Source organism: Kineosporiaceae bacterium (assembly GCA_016713225.1).
Lineage (GTDB): Bacteria > Actinomycetota > Actinomycetes > Actinomycetales > Kineosporiaceae > JADJPO01.
This window is the reverse complement of sequence record JADJPO010000005.1, coordinates 147,916-164,416: the sequence shown is the minus strand read 5'-3', so window position 1 is coordinate 164,416 and position 16,501 is coordinate 147,916. Positions and strand designations below refer to the sequence as shown.

14 protein-coding genes and 1 pseudogene are annotated in these 16,501 nt (G+C 69.8%); 10 read left to right on the top strand and 5 right to left on the bottom strand.

Features of this window, described 5'->3' with window-relative positions; genetic code table 11:
* Window positions 1-8: 8 nt before the first annotated feature.
* On the bottom strand, window positions 9-1,007 hold the full coding sequence (locus IPK24_19610; GenBank protein ID MBK8077714.1) for an NAD(P)-dependent glycerol-3-phosphate dehydrogenase: 999 nt from the start codon (window positions 1,005-1,007) through the stop codon (window positions 9-11).
* Window positions 1,008-1,460: 453 nt separating this feature from the next.
* Between IPK24_19610 and IPK24_19605 the strand changes: the two genes are divergently transcribed.
* The 4 genes from IPK24_19605 to IPK24_19590 all read left to right on the top strand — a co-directional run bounded on the left by IPK24_19605 (window position 1,461) and on the right by IPK24_19590 (window position 3,493).
* Window positions 1,461-1,874 (top strand): DUF4870 domain-containing protein, encoded by a 414-nt coding sequence (locus IPK24_19605; protein MBK8077713.1) that lies wholly within the window; start codon window positions 1,461-1,463, stop codon window positions 1,872-1,874.
* Window positions 1,875-1,948: 74 nt separating this feature from the next.
* Window positions 1,949-2,191, top strand: coding sequence for a plasmid stabilization protein (locus tag IPK24_19600; GenBank protein ID MBK8077712.1), 243 nt, complete (start codon window positions 1,949-1,951; stop codon window positions 2,189-2,191).
* Window positions 2,192-2,629 carry a type II toxin-antitoxin system VapC family toxin gene (locus tag IPK24_19595; GenBank protein ID MBK8077711.1) on the top strand — a complete coding sequence of 146 codons (438 nt, stop codon included), beginning with the start codon at window positions 2,192-2,194 and terminating at the stop codon, window positions 2,627-2,629. It begins immediately after the preceding gene.
* A gap of 36 nt (window positions 2,630-2,665) precedes the next feature.
* Window positions 2,666-3,493: a serine hydrolase gene (locus tag IPK24_19590; GenBank protein ID MBK8077710.1), complete on the top strand. Its 828-nt coding sequence runs from the start codon at window positions 2,666-2,668 to the stop codon at window positions 3,491-3,493.
* A gap of 19 nt (window positions 3,494-3,512) precedes the next feature.
* Here the strand turns inward: IPK24_19590 and IPK24_19585 are convergent, their stop codons facing one another.
* Window positions 3,513-4,781, bottom strand: a complete 1,269-nt coding sequence (locus IPK24_19585) for a coproporphyrinogen III oxidase (GenBank protein ID MBK8077709.1) — start codon at window positions 4,779-4,781, stop codon at window positions 3,513-3,515.
* Here IPK24_19585 and IPK24_19580 point away from each other — a divergent pair.
* A complete protein-coding gene (locus IPK24_19580; GenBank protein MBK8077708.1) occupies window positions 4,780-5,490 on the top strand; it encodes a hypothetical protein in 711 nt (236 codons plus the stop codon). The two genes, IPK24_19585 and IPK24_19580, sit on opposite strands and share 2 nt — an antisense overlap.
* A gap of 37 nt (window positions 5,491-5,527) precedes the next feature.
* Here the strand turns inward: IPK24_19580 and IPK24_19575 are convergent, their stop codons facing one another.
* Both IPK24_19575 and lepA read right to left on the bottom strand, forming a co-directional pair.
* Window positions 5,528-6,199 carry an MOSC domain-containing protein gene (locus IPK24_19575; GenBank protein MBK8077707.1) on the bottom strand — a complete coding sequence of 224 codons (672 nt, stop codon included), beginning with the start codon at window positions 6,197-6,199 and terminating at the stop codon, window positions 5,528-5,530.
* 8 nt (window positions 6,200-6,207) lie between these two features.
* Window positions 6,208-8,058, bottom strand: a complete 1,851-nt coding sequence (lepA, locus tag IPK24_19570; GenBank protein MBK8077706.1) for an elongation factor 4 — start codon at window positions 8,056-8,058, stop codon at window positions 6,208-6,210.
* A gap of 285 nt (window positions 8,059-8,343) precedes the next feature.
* On the opposite strand from lepA, the gene IPK24_19565 reads away from it, so the two are divergent.
* Window positions 8,344-9,357 (top strand): phosphotransferase, encoded by a 1,014-nt coding sequence (locus IPK24_19565; GenBank protein ID MBK8077705.1) that lies wholly within the window; start codon window positions 8,344-8,346, stop codon window positions 9,355-9,357.
* Between the two features lie 10 nt (window positions 9,358-9,367).
* Here IPK24_19565 and IPK24_19560 read toward each other — a convergent pair whose 3' ends face one another.
* Complete coding sequence (locus IPK24_19560; GenBank protein ID MBK8077704.1) at window positions 9,368-10,327, bottom strand: hypothetical protein; 960 nt, start codon at window positions 10,325-10,327, stop codon at window positions 9,368-9,370.
* Window positions 10,328-10,639: 312 nt separating this feature from the next.
* Here IPK24_19560 and IPK24_19555 point away from each other — a divergent pair, with 312 nt between their 5' ends.
* The 4 genes and pseudogenes from IPK24_19555 to IPK24_19540 all read left to right on the top strand — a co-directional run bounded on the left by IPK24_19555 (window position 10,640) and on the right by IPK24_19540 (window position 16,501).
* The gene (locus IPK24_19555) at window positions 10,640-12,343 is read left to right on the top strand and encodes an ABC transporter substrate-binding protein (GenBank protein ID MBK8077703.1); all 1,704 of its coding nucleotides are present in this window, start codon (window positions 10,640-10,642) and stop codon (window positions 12,341-12,343) included.
* A gap of 124 nt (window positions 12,344-12,467) precedes the next feature.
* Entirely contained in the window at window positions 12,468-13,421 is a 954-nt protein-coding gene (locus IPK24_19550) for an ABC transporter permease (protein MBK8077702.1), read from the top strand.
* A gap of 158 nt (window positions 13,422-13,579) precedes the next feature.
* Window positions 13,580-14,444 (top strand): annotated as a pseudogene (locus IPK24_19545) (ABC transporter permease).
* Window positions 14,441-16,501 carry an ABC transporter ATP-binding protein gene (locus tag IPK24_19540; protein MBK8077701.1) on the top strand — a complete coding sequence of 687 codons (2,061 nt, stop codon included), beginning with the start codon at window positions 14,441-14,443 and terminating at the stop codon, window positions 16,499-16,501. The pseudogene IPK24_19545 and the gene IPK24_19540 overlap by 4 nt, the downstream one beginning before the upstream one ends.

The following is a 16,501-nucleotide window of genomic DNA, read 5'->3' as shown; positions in this document are numbered from 1 at the left end:
GACCGGGATCAGACCTCGGGCTTGAGTGCCCGTGTCATCAACGCCGTGGCGGCCTCACGCGCGGAGAGACCTTCGTAGAGCACACCGTGCACCGCTTCGCTGATCGGCATGTCGACGCCGTGACGACGAGCCAGCGCCATGGTGCTGCGGGCGTTGCCGACGCCCTCGGCGACCTGGCCGAGTTCGGCGACGACCTCCTCCAGCGGTCGGCCCTTGCCCAGCCCGCGGCCCACCCGGTAGTTGCGGGAGAGCTCACTCGAGCAGGTGAGCATCAGGTCACCCATTCCCGACAGGCCGGACAGCGTCACCGGTTGGGCGCCCATGGCGACCGCGAGCCGGGTGATCTCGACCAGGCCGCGCGTGATCAGCGCGGCGCGGGCGTTGGCCCCGAAGCCGAGTCCCTCGCACATGCCCGAGGCGATCGCCACGACGTTCTTCACGCAGCCGGCCACCTCGACACCCATCACGTCGTCGCTGGTGTAGACCCGAAACCCCGGACCCGAGAAGGCCTCCTGCACGGCCCGGCGAGCAGCCTCGTCCGCACCGGCGACGGTGACCGCGGTCGGCCAACCGCGCGCCACCTCGACCGCGAACGACGGGCCGGACAGGAACGTCAGCCGCGGGTGGGTGGGCTCGGGCAACACCTCGTGCAGCACCCCGCTCATGGTGGCCAGGGTGTCGAACTCGATGCCCTTGGCGGCGCAGCAGACCAGGGCTCCCGGCGCCAGGTGGGGGCGCAGTTGCTCGGCCACCACCCGGGTGACGTGGGAGGGCACCACCAGGACGACGAGCTCGGCGCCGGCGACGGCCCTCGCCAGGTCGGCCTCGGCGGCCAGCGTGGCCGGCAGGTCGATGCCGGGCAGGTAGCGAGTGTTGCGCCCCGCCGTTCGGATGTCGTCCAGCACCTCGGTGTTGATGTCCCAGACCGTCACGGGCCATCCCTTGGCTGCGAGAAGGGCACCCAACGCCGTTCCCCACGAGCCTGCTCCCAGCACGGCGCAGCGCATGAACACCTCCGGTGACTGTCGCAGTGAGGGTATCCAGGGCTACGGCTCGACGGCGTACTCGCGGCTGGGGATTCGCACCAGATTCGTCACAACTGGCCGTGCGAGGGCCGCGGGCGCCGAAAACAGGGGTTCTGACGAATCTGGTGCGAATCCCCAGCCCCACACCCTCGCCCGGCGACTCTCCAGGGTCATTCGCATGGTCGATGCTCGTCGCTGGTCACACGTCGCCCGGGCTGACTCAGGGGCCGGGTCAGGGCCGGGTCAGGGCCGGGTCAGGGCCGGGTCAGGGCCGGGTCAGGGCGGCGTCAGGGTTGGGCACCGATGTGGCCGAGGGCGTCCGGGTGGCTTGATGGAGCCATGAACGAGACCTCCTCCCCCACCGCCAACCCGCTCTCCCTCCCCGAGCCGTCGCTGCCCACCGCGCCAGAGCCCGGGCGGCCCACCTCGTCAGGTATGCCCGCCTTCGGGACGCCGCCGTCGGCGCATCAGCTGCCCCGGCCGTCGGTTCCGTGGAACCACACCCCCGGCGCCCCGACCCAGACCGAACGCACCTGGGCCATCGGCGCTCACCTGTCCGGCTTCATCGCCGCCTGGTTCGCGCTGGGTTTCATGGGTCCGCTGGTCGTGATGCTGACCGGCGGCACCACCTCGCCGTACGTCCGCCGGCACGCCGTCGAAGCGCTGAACTTCAACCTGTCGGTGCTGATCTACGCGGCCGTCAGTGGCCTGCTGATGCTGGTCCTGGTCGGCTTCGTGCTGCTGCCGTTGGTGGGCCTGGTCTACCTGGCCGCCACGATCCTGGGCGCCATGGCCGCCTCGCGCGGCGAGGACTACCGCTACCCGGCCAGCATCCGGTTCGTCCGCTGAGACTGTTCGACGCCCGACCCCGCCTTGTGCATGCACTGCATGCGTCCTAGTCTGAGGCGGGAGGTGGATTTCACATGTCCATGATCACAGTGCGCGGCTTGGACGACGAGACCAAGCGCCTGCTCCAACTGCGGGCGACACGTCACGGCCGGTCGATGGAGAGCGAGGCCAGGGCGATCCTGGCGCAGGCAGTCCGCAGCCCCGAAGAAGCGTTCGACCTCGTGGCGGCGATCCGGGAGCACTTCCAGGACGCCCCGGATGTCCAGCTCCCCGTGCCGGATCGGGCCGCTGACCAACAGCGCGACATTGCGCTGTAGATGTACGTCCTCGACACGAACGTCATCTCGGAGTTGATGCGCCCCACCCCCGACCGCGCAGTGCTCGACTGGCTCGCGGGTCACGACCCCGCGTTGGCTCGGATGACCTCCATCTCGCGCGCCGAGATCCGCTACGGACTCGAGCGGCTCCCATCGGGCGAGCGCCGCACGCAGCTGACAGGTCGCGCCGAACGCCTCTTCGCCGACATCGGTGACCAGTTACTCGACTTCGACTCGCGTGCTGCAGATCTGTACGGACGGATCGTTGCCGAGCGCGAGCGGGCCGGTGCCCCCATCTCGGTGCTCGACGCTCAGATCGCCGCCATCACTTTGGCGCATGAGGCAACCCTGGTCACCCGCAACACCACGGACTTTCGCGGTGTGGTCCTGATCGTTCACGATCCCTGGCGGCCGCTACCGCCACGACCTCGGCGCTGACTCGTGATCGGCGCAAGCGAGGCAATGCAGCAGGCGATGGCCGACGTGATCGAGCCGGTGGTGGCGGTCTACTCCGGTGATCACCCCGTGATCAGCGTCGACTGTCGCCCGCTGGACGGCGGGCCGCCCCTCGCCCAACTGCAGGCCCATGCGGTGCACCGAGCGGCGTCCCTGATGAAGCTCGGTGTGCTGGTCGAGCTGGCCCGCCAGGTCGACCGCGGCGGGATCGACCTGGAGTCGGACCTGCTCCTTCGCAACCGGTTCGACTCCGTCGTCACCGGCACCTACGCCCTCGACCCGACCAAGGACTCCGACCCGCACCTGTACCGCTGGCTGGGCCGGCGGATCGGCATCCGGGTGCTCGCCGACCGGATGATCGCCCGGTCGAGCAACCTGGCCACCAACACCCTGTTCGCCTTGCTCGACGTCGAGGCGCTGCATACCGGGCTGGCTGCACTCGGTGCCGAAGGCCTACGCGTGCCCCGGGGCATCGAGGACGAGGCCGCGGTGGCCGACGGGCGCCACACCCTGACCGACGCGGCCAGCCTGGCCGCGCTATTGGTCGCCATCGCCGACGGCCGGGCCGCAAGCCCGGCGCGCTGTGAGTGGATGCGCGGCGTGCTCACCCGCCAGCTCTGGACCGAGGAGATCCCCGCAGGGCTGCCGGCCGAGTCGCTGGTGGGCAACAAGACCGGCTGGCTGGACGGCGTCCAGCACGATGCCGCTCTGGTGCTGCCGCCCGACGGGCCGGGCCTCGCCCTGGCGGTGTGCACCACCGGCGTCGTCGACTCGCACGTGCGGCGCCGCGTGATCCGCGCCCTGGCCGCAGCCGCCTACCGTGACGCGCCGCGATTCGACCGCTGAGGCCCGCCTCGAGCGGCTCTCACGCCAGCAGGGTGCGGACAACGGCGTCGGCCAGCAGCCGGCCTCTCCGAGTGAGTACCAGGCGACGCTGGGCCTCGTTCCCTCGCACGGCGGCCGCGCCGTCCACGAGTCCGTCGCCGATCAGAGCGGCCACCGCCGCCCGTCCCGCCGGACGCAACGCCGCGATCGGCAGCCCCTGCGCCAGCCGGACGCCGAGCAGCACCCGCTCGGTGTACCGGGCCTCGTCGTCCAGCTCTTCGTCGCCCTCGGCCGGTGAGACGTCGGCGGCGAGGCGCTCGGCGTAGGTCCGCGGGTGCTTGACGTTCCACCAACGACGACCCGCCAGGTGTGAGTGCGCCCCCGGCCCGACCCCCCACCAGTCCTCGCCGTGCCAGTAGCCGAGGTTGTGCCGGCACGCCTGCTGCGGAGTGCGCGCCCAGTTGCTCACCTCGTACCAGGCGTAACCCGCCGCGCTCAGCACGTCGTCCGCCAGCTCGTACTTGGCGGCCAGATCGTCCTCGTCGGGGGCGGTCAACTCGCCCCGCGCCACCCGTCGCGCCAACGGCGTGCCCGTTTCGACCACCAGGGCATACGCCGAGACGTGGTCGGGCTGTAGGGAGGTCGCGGCGTCCAGGCTGGCCCGCCAATCGTCCAGGGACTCCCCGTGGGCGCCGTAGATCAGGTCGAGACTCACGGCCAGGCCGGCCCGGCGTGCCCAGCCGACCGCCGCGGCCACCCGCGCCGGGTCGTGCGTGCGGTCGAGTGCGGCGAGCACGTGGGGCGTGGCCGACTGCATGCCGAACGAGACCCGGGTGAAGCCGGCCGCCGCCAGATCGGCGAGGTAGCGGGCATCGACCGAGTCGGGGTTGGCCTCGGTGGTGATCTCGGCACCGGGCTCGAGCCCGATCAGCTCGCGGACGGCGTGCAGCAGCCGGGCCAGGTCATCGGCCGGAAGCAGGGTCGGTGTGCCGCCCCCGAAGAACACCGTCGAGGCGGGACGCCGCACCTCGCTGGATTCGAGAGTCCTTGTCGCCCAATCGATCTCACGGATCGCAGTGTCGGCATAGGAGTCCTGGTTGCCCAGCCCGCCGGTGCCGCCGAGCTCGGTGGCGGTGTAAGTGTTGAAGTCGCAGTAGCCGCAGCGCCGGGCACAGAACGGCACGTGCAGGTAGATCCCGAGCGCAGCGGGCGGTGGGGCGGACACACCGTCGAGAGTAGGCCGATCGGCTACGGTCCCTGCCACGAAGCCTCGCGGGGAGGCTGGACAGACCTCGATCGGGGGATCCATGAGTGTCTTCAAGGGCCGTTTCGGTGGCGGTGACCAGGACTCCGGGGCGGCCGGGACGCCGCCCGACGAGTCGCCGTACGCCCCCGGGGTACAGGCGGCGGTGCAGGCCTATTGGGACGCGATCGGGCGCAGTGACACCGACCGCATCTCGTACCTGGTCAACCCCATGTTCCTGGGGGCACCGGCCTGGCCCGGCGTCCGCCAGACCTACCGGGTGGTACGCACCCCACACACCCTGATCCTGTCCTCCGACGGGCTCGCGGACCCAGACCCACAGGTGGTGCCGCCGGCACCCGGGGTGGGCTGTGAGGTCTACCTCGAGACCCCGGCCCTGGTCGGAGCGGATCTCGCAACGCTGCAGGCGAGCTGGCAGTTCAAGGCCATCGAGTCCTTCGCCCAGAACGTCGCCCACATGGGTGGGCTGGCCCAGCCGCTACGCGACTACGGCGTGGTGTCGCTGGAGCTGCCCGTGCCCGAGGCTCCGCCACAGGTGCTCTCCGCCACGGGCATGCTGGGCTGCCTGGTCGGGGTGACACCTCAGCGTCGGGCGGCGTACGCGACGTCCCCGGTGGGACCGATCGCCATGGTGCCGATGACCGTGGTGCGGCCGGATGACTTCGCCCAGGTGATGGCGGGGGGCCAGCAGGCCCGCGTGGCCTTCGCGAACCACCTGATCAACCAGGGGTACGGCCACGTGAGCCTGGTCTGAGTCAGCGTGTTCTGAGTCAGGGTGGTCCGAGGCGCGGTCAGCCTCGGGAGCTCACCACGTGCCGGGCGTGGGCGCGGGTGTCGTCGTAGAGCCGCACGGTGCCGGCCTGCTCGGCGTCGAGCAGCACCTGCCAGGTCTCGGGTACGTCATGGGTGAAGGTGCGCCCGAGGGTGATGCCGTGCCCGGGCCGGTGCACCACCTCGACAGCGTCGCCGGCCGCCACCGTGCCCGGTGAGGTCACCGCGAAGTAGGCGCCCGGGGCGCCGCGCTCGGTGAACCGCTTGACCCAGCCGCGCTGCGGCACGCCGCGGCGGGCAACGTGCCGGGCGAAGGTGGCACACGGGATGCGGGGGCAGGTCAGTTCCAGCTCGAGGCCGGCGGTGCCGACGCGCCAGCGCTCGCCGATCTCGGCGCCGGTGACGTCGATGCCGGTGGTGCGCAGGTTCTCGCCGAAGGCGCCGGCCGGCAGCTGGACACCGAGTTCGCCGGCCCACCACGCGGCGTCCTCGTCGGCGTAGACGTAGACCGCCTGCTCGATCCCGCCGTGGTGGCGGTGGTCCTTGACCAGGTCACCGCCCAGGCCGTACGGACCCACCGGGACGGCGTAGGCCACCGGTGCCTTGCCGATCGCCGTGAGCTGGTCGGGGTTGGTCGGCTCGGCGAGCAGCTCGTGCACGATGCAGACCGCCGTGATGATGGACTCGGCCATGCGGTGACCTATTTCTTCTTCTCGGAGTTCGCGTCGGCAGCCTCGGAGGAGAGGGCCGCGATGAAGGCGTCCTGGGGTACCTCGACCCGGCCGACCATCTTCATCCGCTTCTTGCCCTCCTTCTGCTTCTCCAACAGCTTGCGCTTGCGGGTGATGTCACCGCCATAGCATTTCGCGAGCACGTCCTTGCGGATCGCCCGAACGTTCTCGCGCGCAATGACTCTGGCACCGATCGCGGCCTGGATCGGCACCTCGAACTGCTGCCGCGGGATCAGCGTCTTGAGCTTGCCGGCCATGGCCACGCCGTAGCTGTAGGCCTTGTCGCGGTGCACGATCGCGCTGAACGCGTCGACGGTCTCGCCCTGCAGCAGGATGTCGACCTTGACCAGGTCAGCCGCCTGGTCACCGGTCATCTCGTAGTCGAGGCTGGCATAGCCCCGAGTGCGCGACTTCAGCTGGTCGAAGAAGTCGAACACGATCTCGGCCAGCGGCAGCGTGTAGCGCAGCTCGACCCGCTCGGTCGACAGGTAGTCCATGCCGAGCAGGACGCCGCGCCGCTGCTGACACAGCTCCATGATCGCGCCGATGTACTCGGTCGGGCTCAGGATCGTGGCCCGGACGACGGGCTCGCGCACCTCGGCCACCTTGCCGCCGGGGTACTCCGAGGGGTTGGTGACGGTGATCTGTTTGCCGTCGTCCATCGAGACCTCGTAGACCACGTTCGGCGCGGTCGAGATCAGCTCGAGGTTGAACTCGCGCTCGAGCCGCTCACGCACGATCTCGAGGTGCAGCAGCCCCAGGAACCCGCACCGGAACCCGAAGCCGAGGGCCGCGCTGGTCTCCGGCTCGTAGACCAGCGCGGCATCGTTCAGTTTGAGCTTGTCGAGCGCTTCGCGCAGGTCGGGATACTGCGAGCCGTCGATCGGGTACAGCCCGGAGAACACCATCGGCTTGGGGTCGCGGTAGCCACCCAGCGCCCCGGACGCCGGCTTGGAGGCGTTGGTGACCGTGTCACCGACCTTGCTCTGGCGCACGTCCTTCACACCGGTGATCAGGTAGCCGACCTCGCCGACCCCCAGTCCCTGGGTGGGCTCGGGCTCGGGCGAGATCACGCCGATCTCGAGCAGTTCGTGGGTGGCCTTGGTCGACATCATCAGGATCTTCTCGCGCGGCGAGAGATGACCGTCGATGACGCGGACGTAGGTGACCACGCCGCGATAGGTGTCGTAGACCGAGTCGAAGATCATCGCCCGGGCGGGGGCGTCGACCTGCCCGGACGGCGGCGGCACCTGCCGGACGATCTGGTCGAGCAGCGGCTCGACGCCGTGGCCGGTCTTACCCGAGACCCGCAGGCAGTCCTCGGGCTCGCAGCCGATCAGCCCGGCCAGCTCTTCGGCGCACTGTTCGGGGTTGGCGGCCGGCAGATCGATCTTGTTGAGCACCGGGATGATCGCGAGTTCGTTCTCCATGGCCAGGTACAGGTTGGCCAGGGTCTGTGCCTCGATGCCCTGCGCGGCGTCGACCAGCAGGACGGCGCCCTCACAGGCGGCCAGCGAGCGCGAGACCTCATAGGTGAAGTCGACGTGCCCGGGGGTGTCGATCATGTTGAGCGCGTAGGTCTGCCCCGCGGATTCCCAGGGCATGCGCACGGCCTGGGACTTGATGGTGATCCCGCGCTCGCGCTCGATGTCCATCCGGTCGAGGTACTGCTCGCGCATCAACCGGGGGTCGACGACACCGGTGATCTGCAGCATCCGGTCGGCCAGGGTCGACTTGCCGTGGTCGATGTGGGCGATGATGCAGAAGTTCCGGATCTTCTCCGGCGGGGTCGCGGACGGCGGCAGAGCCGTTCGGGCCATCGGTGACACGCGGGACCTCTCGAGGATGTAGGTGACCCGCCATCTTCCCACGCCCCACCCACCCCCCAACCCAATCCCAACCCACCCCCCAACCCACCCCCAACCCGCTCATGCTCCGCAGGTAACCGGCGATGCTCCGCAGATGACCGTCATCTGTCTGAATTGCGGCACTTCGCGCGACACCTGAGGAGCTTCGCCGCCCTCCTCCGCGTTCATGGCACGAAACCCGGTTGGCCCGCGCCGTCTCGAGTCGAGACCATGAGCGGTGATCGCCCGGGAGGCCCGATGCAGCGCGTGGACTACACCGCGACCTCGCGGCGTCCGGAATGGCACGACCTGCCGGACGGCGTGCGCGCCCTCATCGAGCGGACGGCCGGTGGCGCGGTGCGATCGGCCGAGCCGTCGGTGGGCAGCGGGTTCACCGCCGGATTCGCGGCCGTCCTGAACCTGGACGACGACACCCGCGTCTTCGCCAAGGCCGCCTCGACCCGCAACCCGCACATCCTCGAGGCGTATGCGCGTGAGGCCACGGTGCTCGCCGCGTTGCCGGACGACGTCCCGGCGCCCCGCCTGCTCGGCCGGGGACACCACGCGCGCGGCGAGTGCCCCGGGGACGCCGAGCACGCCTGGCAGGTGATCGTCGTCGAGGCGATCGAGGGGCGGCTGCCGCTGCCCTGGACCGAGGCCGACCTGGACGCAGTCCACGAGGCCTGTCGGCGAACCGCCGCGGCGCTCACCCCGCCGCCCACAGCCCTGGTCGAGGCCGAGCTGCTGATCTCGATGGTCGAGGACCTGATCGGGACCGAACGACTCGACACCGTCTACCCCCGCCTCGCCTCAGGTGACCTGGCCCTCACGGCGGGCCAACCCGCGTGGCTGCCCGACCACCTCGACGAGTTGGCCGCCCTGACCGCCCTGGCCGAGACCGCGCTCGCGGGCGACACCGCCACCCACGGCGACCTGCGCGCCGACAACCTGCTGATCCGCCCCGACGGCAGCGCGGTGCTGGTGGACTGGAACTGGCTGAGCATCGGCGCCGGCTGGACCGACTTCGTCGGCGTGCTTCCCCTCGCCCGGGCCGACGGCCTGGACGCCGACGCGTGGCTCGCCCGCAGCCCGCTGACCCGCCACGTCGAAGACGACCACCTCGACTGCTGGCTCGCCGTCGTAGCGGCGTTCATGCTGGCCCACGCCGAGGATCCGCTGTTCCCCGGCGGCACCGCCGTCATCCGTGAACACCGCCGCTGGTATGCCCGCACCTTCCTGGACTGGCTGGCCACCCGACGCGGCTGGGCCTGACGACTGCCGGCTACTGATCCAGCGGCCAGTAGATCCCGCTGAGCCGGACGACGCCCACCCCGTAGTCCTCGTCGAACCGGCGCTGCTGATCGATGGTGGCCACCTGCGCAGTGACGTCGACCCGTCCTGCCTCCTCGTCCACACCGATGCCCTGCAATCCCTGTTCAGCCATCAGGGCCGTCAGCGTCTCCTGGATCTGGCGAAGTTCGGCATAGGAGTGGGCCGCCCGCCTCACGCACAGCGCCCCACCCCAGTCGGCCCGCAGTGCCTTCTCGACAGCGGCGAAGTCTGTGGAGGTGGTGGTCACGTTCATCACGGCGCGGACCAGATCGGGCTCCACGCCCGGCTCCCCCGACGGCGGTGCGCCGCGATAGTCGATCCATACCCCACCGAACCCCGGCAGCCCCCGGGCGCGCTCCACGCCCCGTCCGAACGCCTGCTGGGTGACCTTCGAGCGATCGACCACCCGCCACCCCCCGGACGGCGTCGGGCACGGGGTGGACGGGCGTTGATCCTCGGGCGTGGCCGAGGGCGTCGGACCGGCGGACGTCCCGTGCACCACCGGCGGCTCGGTGAGCGTGAACACCGAGCCGTCGAAGTGACCTGTCAGCGTCACCCCGTCGGCCCAGCGGACGCCCGAGAGCGTCTCGTGCGGCACGGCGTCCCAATCCCAGCCCACGATCGCCGGGCCACCACACCGTGGTGGCAGCGAGGTGGCCATCGAGGTACACAGGGCCGGTCGCCCGCCGTCTCCATCGCCCTTCTGCAGCACGGTCGCCCCGACGCGGAACCGGCCGGTGTACCCAGCCTGCACCAACCCCCGATCATGATCGGCCGCCACCCCGGACGTCCCCGCACCAGGCGAGGTGGCAGGCGCGGCCGGCGTGGTGCGGGCGGTGTCCTCCGCGCAGCCGCCCACGACGAGGACGCAACAGATCAGGACGCCGATGCGGCTCCGCACAGGTGCCATCCCACGATCATGCCCTCGCCACCGGTCAACCACCCGACAACCCGCTCGCGCTCCCCAGGTAACCGCTCGTACTCCGCAGCTGACGCCAATCGGAGATGTTCGGGGCGTTGCCCCTGTTCCCTGCGGAGCATCGCGCGGTTGGCAGGTGAGCCAGCACGGACGACGGCCGCCCACTAAATGGTGACTCGATCGTGACCCTGCGGTGAGCGCGATTCCCTTGACACCCCACCGCGGGCGGTGCATGACTTAGCCCCACTTTGCATGATGGTCCGCGCGTCCCAGGTGGGATCCGCAACGGAAGGTAGCCAGCCCATGATCGATCGTCGGGAATACGACCGGATCCGGCGGGCCGCGAGCCCGCTGCAGCTCGACCTCATCGAGTCCTTCGCCGCCGGCAAGCTCGCCCGGCGCGACTTCGTCCGCATGGGTCTGGCGCTCGGTTTGTCCAGCGCCGCACTGGCCGCCTGTGGCGGGGCGAACTCGACCACCCCGTCGGGTGGCAGCGCCACGGTGGCCACCGGCGTCGGCGTGGGCGGTGGGACCGCCGCCAACGTCAAGCAGGGCGGCACCATGAAGATCGCCAGCATCGCGCCGTCCAGCCCCTTGGACTCGGTCAAGATGGTCGACCTCGCCGCGTACGGCCTGATCGCCCAGTGCTACGAGTTCCTGGTCTACACCGGTGGTGACCTGCAGCTGAAGGCCGGCCTGGCCGAGAAGTGGGAGCCGAACGCCGACGGGTCCGAGTGGACCTTCACCTTGCGCCAGGGCGTCACGTGGCAGGACGGCAGCCCGTTCACCACCGCCGATGTCATCTCGACCATGGAGCGCCTGGTCAAGGCCGGCAACTCCGCCCTCAAGGGTGTCATCGCGGCGGGTTCGGTCACCGCCAAGGACGACAAGACCGTGGTCTTCAAGCTGACCGGTCCGAACGGCAACTTCCCGTACCTGGTCTCGACCGACAACGCCCAGGCCTCGATCATCCCCAAGGCACTGCCGGACGGCACCACGTTGGACAAGGCGCCCAACGGCACCGGTCCGTGGAAGCTGTCCAAGTTCGACGCCAAGGTCGGCGCCACCTTCGTGCGCAACGACGCCTGGTGGGGTGGCAAGACCCCGCTGGACAGCGTCGAGTGGGTGTTCTTCCAGGACCTGCAGCCGCAGGTGGTCGCGCTGCAGTCCGGCCAGGTGGACGCGATCGTGCAGTTCTCGGTCACCGGCGGCGAGGGCCTGCTGAACAACGCCAACCTCAACATCATCGCGTTGCGGGCCTCGACCCACCGCCAGGTGTGGATGCGTACCGACAAGGGCCAGTTCAAGGACCCCAAGGTGCGCGAAGCCCTCGCCTGGACCCTGGACCGAGACGCCATGGCGCAGTCGCTGTTCAAGGGCAAGGCGGACGTCGGATCCGACACCGTCATCGCGCCGGTGTACCCGTACGCCGACGCCTCGTTGCCGGGACGCAAGAAGGACATCGCCAAGGCGAAGTCACTGCTGGCGGCTGCCGGCGTCACCAACCTCACGGCCACGCTGCACGCAGTGAAGTTGCAGGAGGTGCCCGACCTCGCGGTCCTGATCAAGGGTGGCGCGGAAGAGGCCGGCATCAAGCTCAACGTCGCCGTCGAGGACACCGGCAGTTTCTACGGCAAGTCGTGGTGCCCCGAGACCCCGGCCGACCCGCCGTGCTCGGGTGCCGCCGAGATCGGCATCGTCGACTACGGTCACCGCGGCACGCCGGACGTCTTCCTCAACGCGGCGCTGTCGACCAGCGGCGTCTGGAACTCCTCGCAGTACGCCAGCACGGAGTTCGACGCGGCGTTCAAGGCCTTCCAGGCCTCGATCGGCGTGGACGCGCAGAAGAAGTCGGCCCGCGCCATCAGCGACATCCTGCAGCGCGACACCCCGCTGATCGTGCCGTACTTCTACCAGTACCTCGCCGCCCACTCGAAGAAGTTCGCGGGCATGGCCACGACGGCACTGGGACAGGTCGACGTCACCAAGGCGGGTCTGGTCGCCTGAGTTCTGCCGCCTGAGTTCCGTACCCGCGTACGGAATCGGTTCCACCGCCGGTGGCGGTGCGGGCTCGCGAGTCCGCACCGCCACCGACGTCATCCGGCACCAGCACACGACGAGGGGGCCGCCCATGCTGGTCTACGTCATTCGCCGCATCGCACTCGCACTGGTCACCCTGCTCCTGCTCTCGCTGATCATCTTCGCGATCTCGAATGTCTTGCCGCAGAACGTCGGCCGAGCCATCCTCGGGCCGTTCGCGACGCCCGAGGCGGTGGCCGCGCTCAACCACACGCTGGGCACCGACCAGCCCCTGGTGAATCAGTACCTGCGGTTGCTGAAGGGCATCGTCACCTTCGATTTCGGCACCTCGTACCAGAGTGGTCAGCCGGTGCGCGACGTGGTCACCACGACGCTGCTCAACTCCTCCAAACTCGCCAGCGTGGCCCTGGTACTGACGATTCCGTTGGGTGTGGTCGGCGGCGTGTTCGCCGCCCTGCGCAAGGGACGACTGGCCGACCGCGTGATCGTCACCCTGGGTCTGGCCGGGTCGGCGATCCCCGAGTTCGTGACCAGCACCTTCCTGATCTTCCTGCTCGGGCTCAAGCTCAACGTGCTGCCCGTGCTGGCCACCTGGCCGGACGGGGCGGGCGTGGGGACGCAGATCTACTACCTGCTGCTACCGGCGCTGTCGCTGGTGCTGGTCTACTTCGGCTACATCGCCCGGATGGCCCGCGCCGGCACCATCACGGCGCTGGAGTCGGACTACACCCGAACCGCCACCATGAAGGGCATGTCGCGGTCGGCGGTCTTGAAGAAACACGTGCTGCGCAACGCCCTGCTGCCCACGATCTCGGTGATCGCCACCCAGACCGGCTACCTGTTCGGCGGCCTGCTCGCGGTGGAACTGATCTTCAACGTCAACGGTCTGGGACGACTCCTGGTCACCGCAGCCAAGGCCAAGGACCTGCCGGTGCTCTCGGCCGGCGTCATGGTGATCGGCGTGATCTACATGATCGCCACCCTGCTGGCCGACCTGCTCATCTCCTGGCTCAATCCGCGCATCCGGTTGGGGGCCACCTCGTGAACAGCACACCATCGCCGAGCTCGCCCGGGCCCGACCCGGTCGAGAGCGCCCCGGCCCCCCAGCACACCGAGCCGCTGGCCCCGGGCATTCCGCCGACCACCCATGGAGTCATCGACAGCACCATGGACTCCCAGATCCCGGTGCCGGCCGGCCCGGCCATGTCCGCCGCCGCGGCGGCGCTCACCGCCCGCAAGGCCGCACGACGCGAGACGTTCCGGTTGCTGCTGCGCCGTCCGGAGTTCGTGATCGGCAACATCATCGTGTGGTTCTGGGTGTTCTGCGCCATCGGTGGCCGCGCCGTCGCCCCCCACGACCCCTTCACCGGTGACCCGTTCCAGACTCACGCCGCGCCGAGCGGCGAGTACTGGCTGGGCACCGACCGGCTGGGGCGCGACGTCCTCTCGCGGGTGATCAGCGGGGCGCGCGACGTCCTGTTGGTAGCACCGATCTCGGCGGTCATCGGGGTGGGCGTCGGCACCATCCTCGGGCTCGTGATGGGCTACTTCCGCGGCCCGACAGACGACATCCTCAGCCGCATCGTCGAGGCCTTCCTGTCGCTGCCCGTGGCGGTCGTCGGCCTGCTCGCGCTGGTGGTGCTCGGCCCGTCCAACTGGACCGTGATCGGCGTAGTGGGCCTGCTGTTCGCCCCCATCGTGGCTCGAACGGTGCGCGCCGCGGTGTTGTCCGAACGCGAGCTCGACTACGTGCAAGCCGCGCGGCTGCAAGGCGAATCCGCGCCGTACATCATGTTCCGCGAGATCCTGCCGAACGTCACCGGCCCGATCATCGTCGAGCTCACCGTGCGTATCGGGTACGCCATCTTCACCATCGCGACGCTGTCGTTCCTCGGCGTCGGGATCCAACCGCCCTCTCCCCGACTGGGGTCTGATGATCTCGGAGGAGTACTCCCAGATCATCAACGGGTACTGGTGGCCGGTGGTCTACCCGTCCCTGGCGATCGCGAGCCTGGTGGTCGCGGTCAACCTGATCGCCGACTCGCTGCAGGGGGTGCTCTCGCGATGACCGAGAACCAGGTGGTGACCGAGACCCAGGGCACGACACCGGCGCTGCAGGTCGACGACCTGCAGGTCGACTTCGTGGTGCGGGGCATCCCGCGGCGGGTGCTACGCGGGGTGTCGTTCACGGTGGCCCCGGGTGAGTCCTACGGATTGGTCGGCGAGTCCGGGTGCGGCAAGTCCACGACGGCGTACGCCGCGCTGGGCCTGCTGGCCGAGAACGGCCGGGTGGCCGGTGGCCGGGCGGTGATCGCCGGCCGCGAGGTCACCTCGCTCTCGTCCGGTGACCTGCTCAAGGTGCGCCGGGACGACGTGTCGATGGTCTATCAGGACCCCGGAGCGGCCCTGAACCCGACGTTGCGCATCGGCACCCAGGTCGCCGAGTGCTTCATGATCCTGGGCGCCACCAAGGCCGAGGCCGCCGAGCGGGCGTTCGAGGCACTGCGCCGGGTGCGGATCTCCGACCCCCGCGGAGTGATGGACCGCTACCCGCACCAGCTCTCCGGCGGCATGCAGCAACGCGTAGTGATCGCCATGGCGCTGGCCAACGACCCCAAACTCCTGGTCCTGGACGAGCCGACCACGGGCCTGGACGCCACCGTCGAGGCCGAGGTGCTCGACCTGGTCGAGACACTGCGTGCCGACACCGGTGCCGCCGTCCTGCTGATCGCCCACAACCTGGGCGTGATCCGGCGCATGTGCGACCGCGTGGGCGTGATGTACGCCGGCAAGGTGGTCGAGCAGGGTTCGGCCAGTGAGGTCTTCGATCACCCGTCGCACCCCTACACCGTCGGCATGCTGCGCGCACTACCGCGTCACGGCGCCCGCAAGGCCCACCGCCGACTCGAGACCATCCCTGGCTTCCTGCCCCAGATCGGCGAGGAGCTACCGGCCTGCGTGTTCGTCGAGCGGTGCCCGCTGGCCACCGAGATCTGCCGGACGACGGTCCCGCCCCAGGTCGAGGTCGGCACCGGTGACACAACGGGTTACGTCTACTGTCACCACACCGACCGGGTGGCCGAACTGACCGCGGCCGCGGGCTCGCACGGCAGCGGGCAGGCCACGGCGATCTCACCCGAGATCATCCTGCAGTTGCGCGACGTCAACGTGACCTTCCATCAGAACCGCAAGGACATCCATGCCCTGGTGGGCATCGACCTCGACCTGCGCAGTGGTGAGACCCTGGGCCTGGTCGGCGAATCCGGTTCGGGCAAGACCACGATGGCCAAGGCCATCCTCGGCATCCAGCCGGCCGATCCGGGCAGCCAGGTGATCCTGGACGGCACCGTGCTCGAGCCCTCGACCAAGGGCCGCTCCCAGTTGGCGCGGCGCGCGATCCAGATCGTGTTCCAGAACCCCGATTCGGCGCTCAACCGAGGGCATTCGGTGCGCAACATCCTCGGCCGGGCATTGGCGAAGTTGGCCGGCATCACCGGCTGGGACGCCGAGGACCGCCTCGATCAGCTGATCACCCACGTCCGGCTCACCCCGCGCCACCTCGACCTGAAACCCCGTCAGCTGTCCGGTGGTTTGAAGCAGCGCGTGGCGATCGGGCGAGCGTTCGCCGGCGGCCCCCGCATCGTGGTCTGCGACGAACCGACGAGCGCTCTGGACGTCTCGGTCCAGGCGGCGATCCTCAACCTGCTGGCCGACCTGCAACGCAACGAACGGTCCAGCTACGTGTTCATCTCGCACGACCTGGGCGTGGTGCGCTACCTGTCCGATCGGATCGCGGTGCTCTACCTGGGTCGTCTGATGGAGGTGGGGCCGGCCGAGGTGGTCTTCAACGGCCCGCACCACCCCTACACCGAGGCCCTGCTGTCGGCGGTGCCGAGCGTCGACGGCGCCCCGGAGTCGCGCATCCGCTTGGAGGGCGAGATCCCCAGCGCCGCCAACCCGCCGTCCGGATGTGTGTTCCAGACTCGGTGCCCCCGCAAGCTGGGCAGCATCTGCGAGAGCACGGTGCCACCCCTGGTGGAGGTCGAGCCGGGGCATCAGATGGCCTGTCACATCCCGGTCGCGGAACTGCGGCAGCTCCAGCAGTCCGAACCCGGCGCTGCCTGA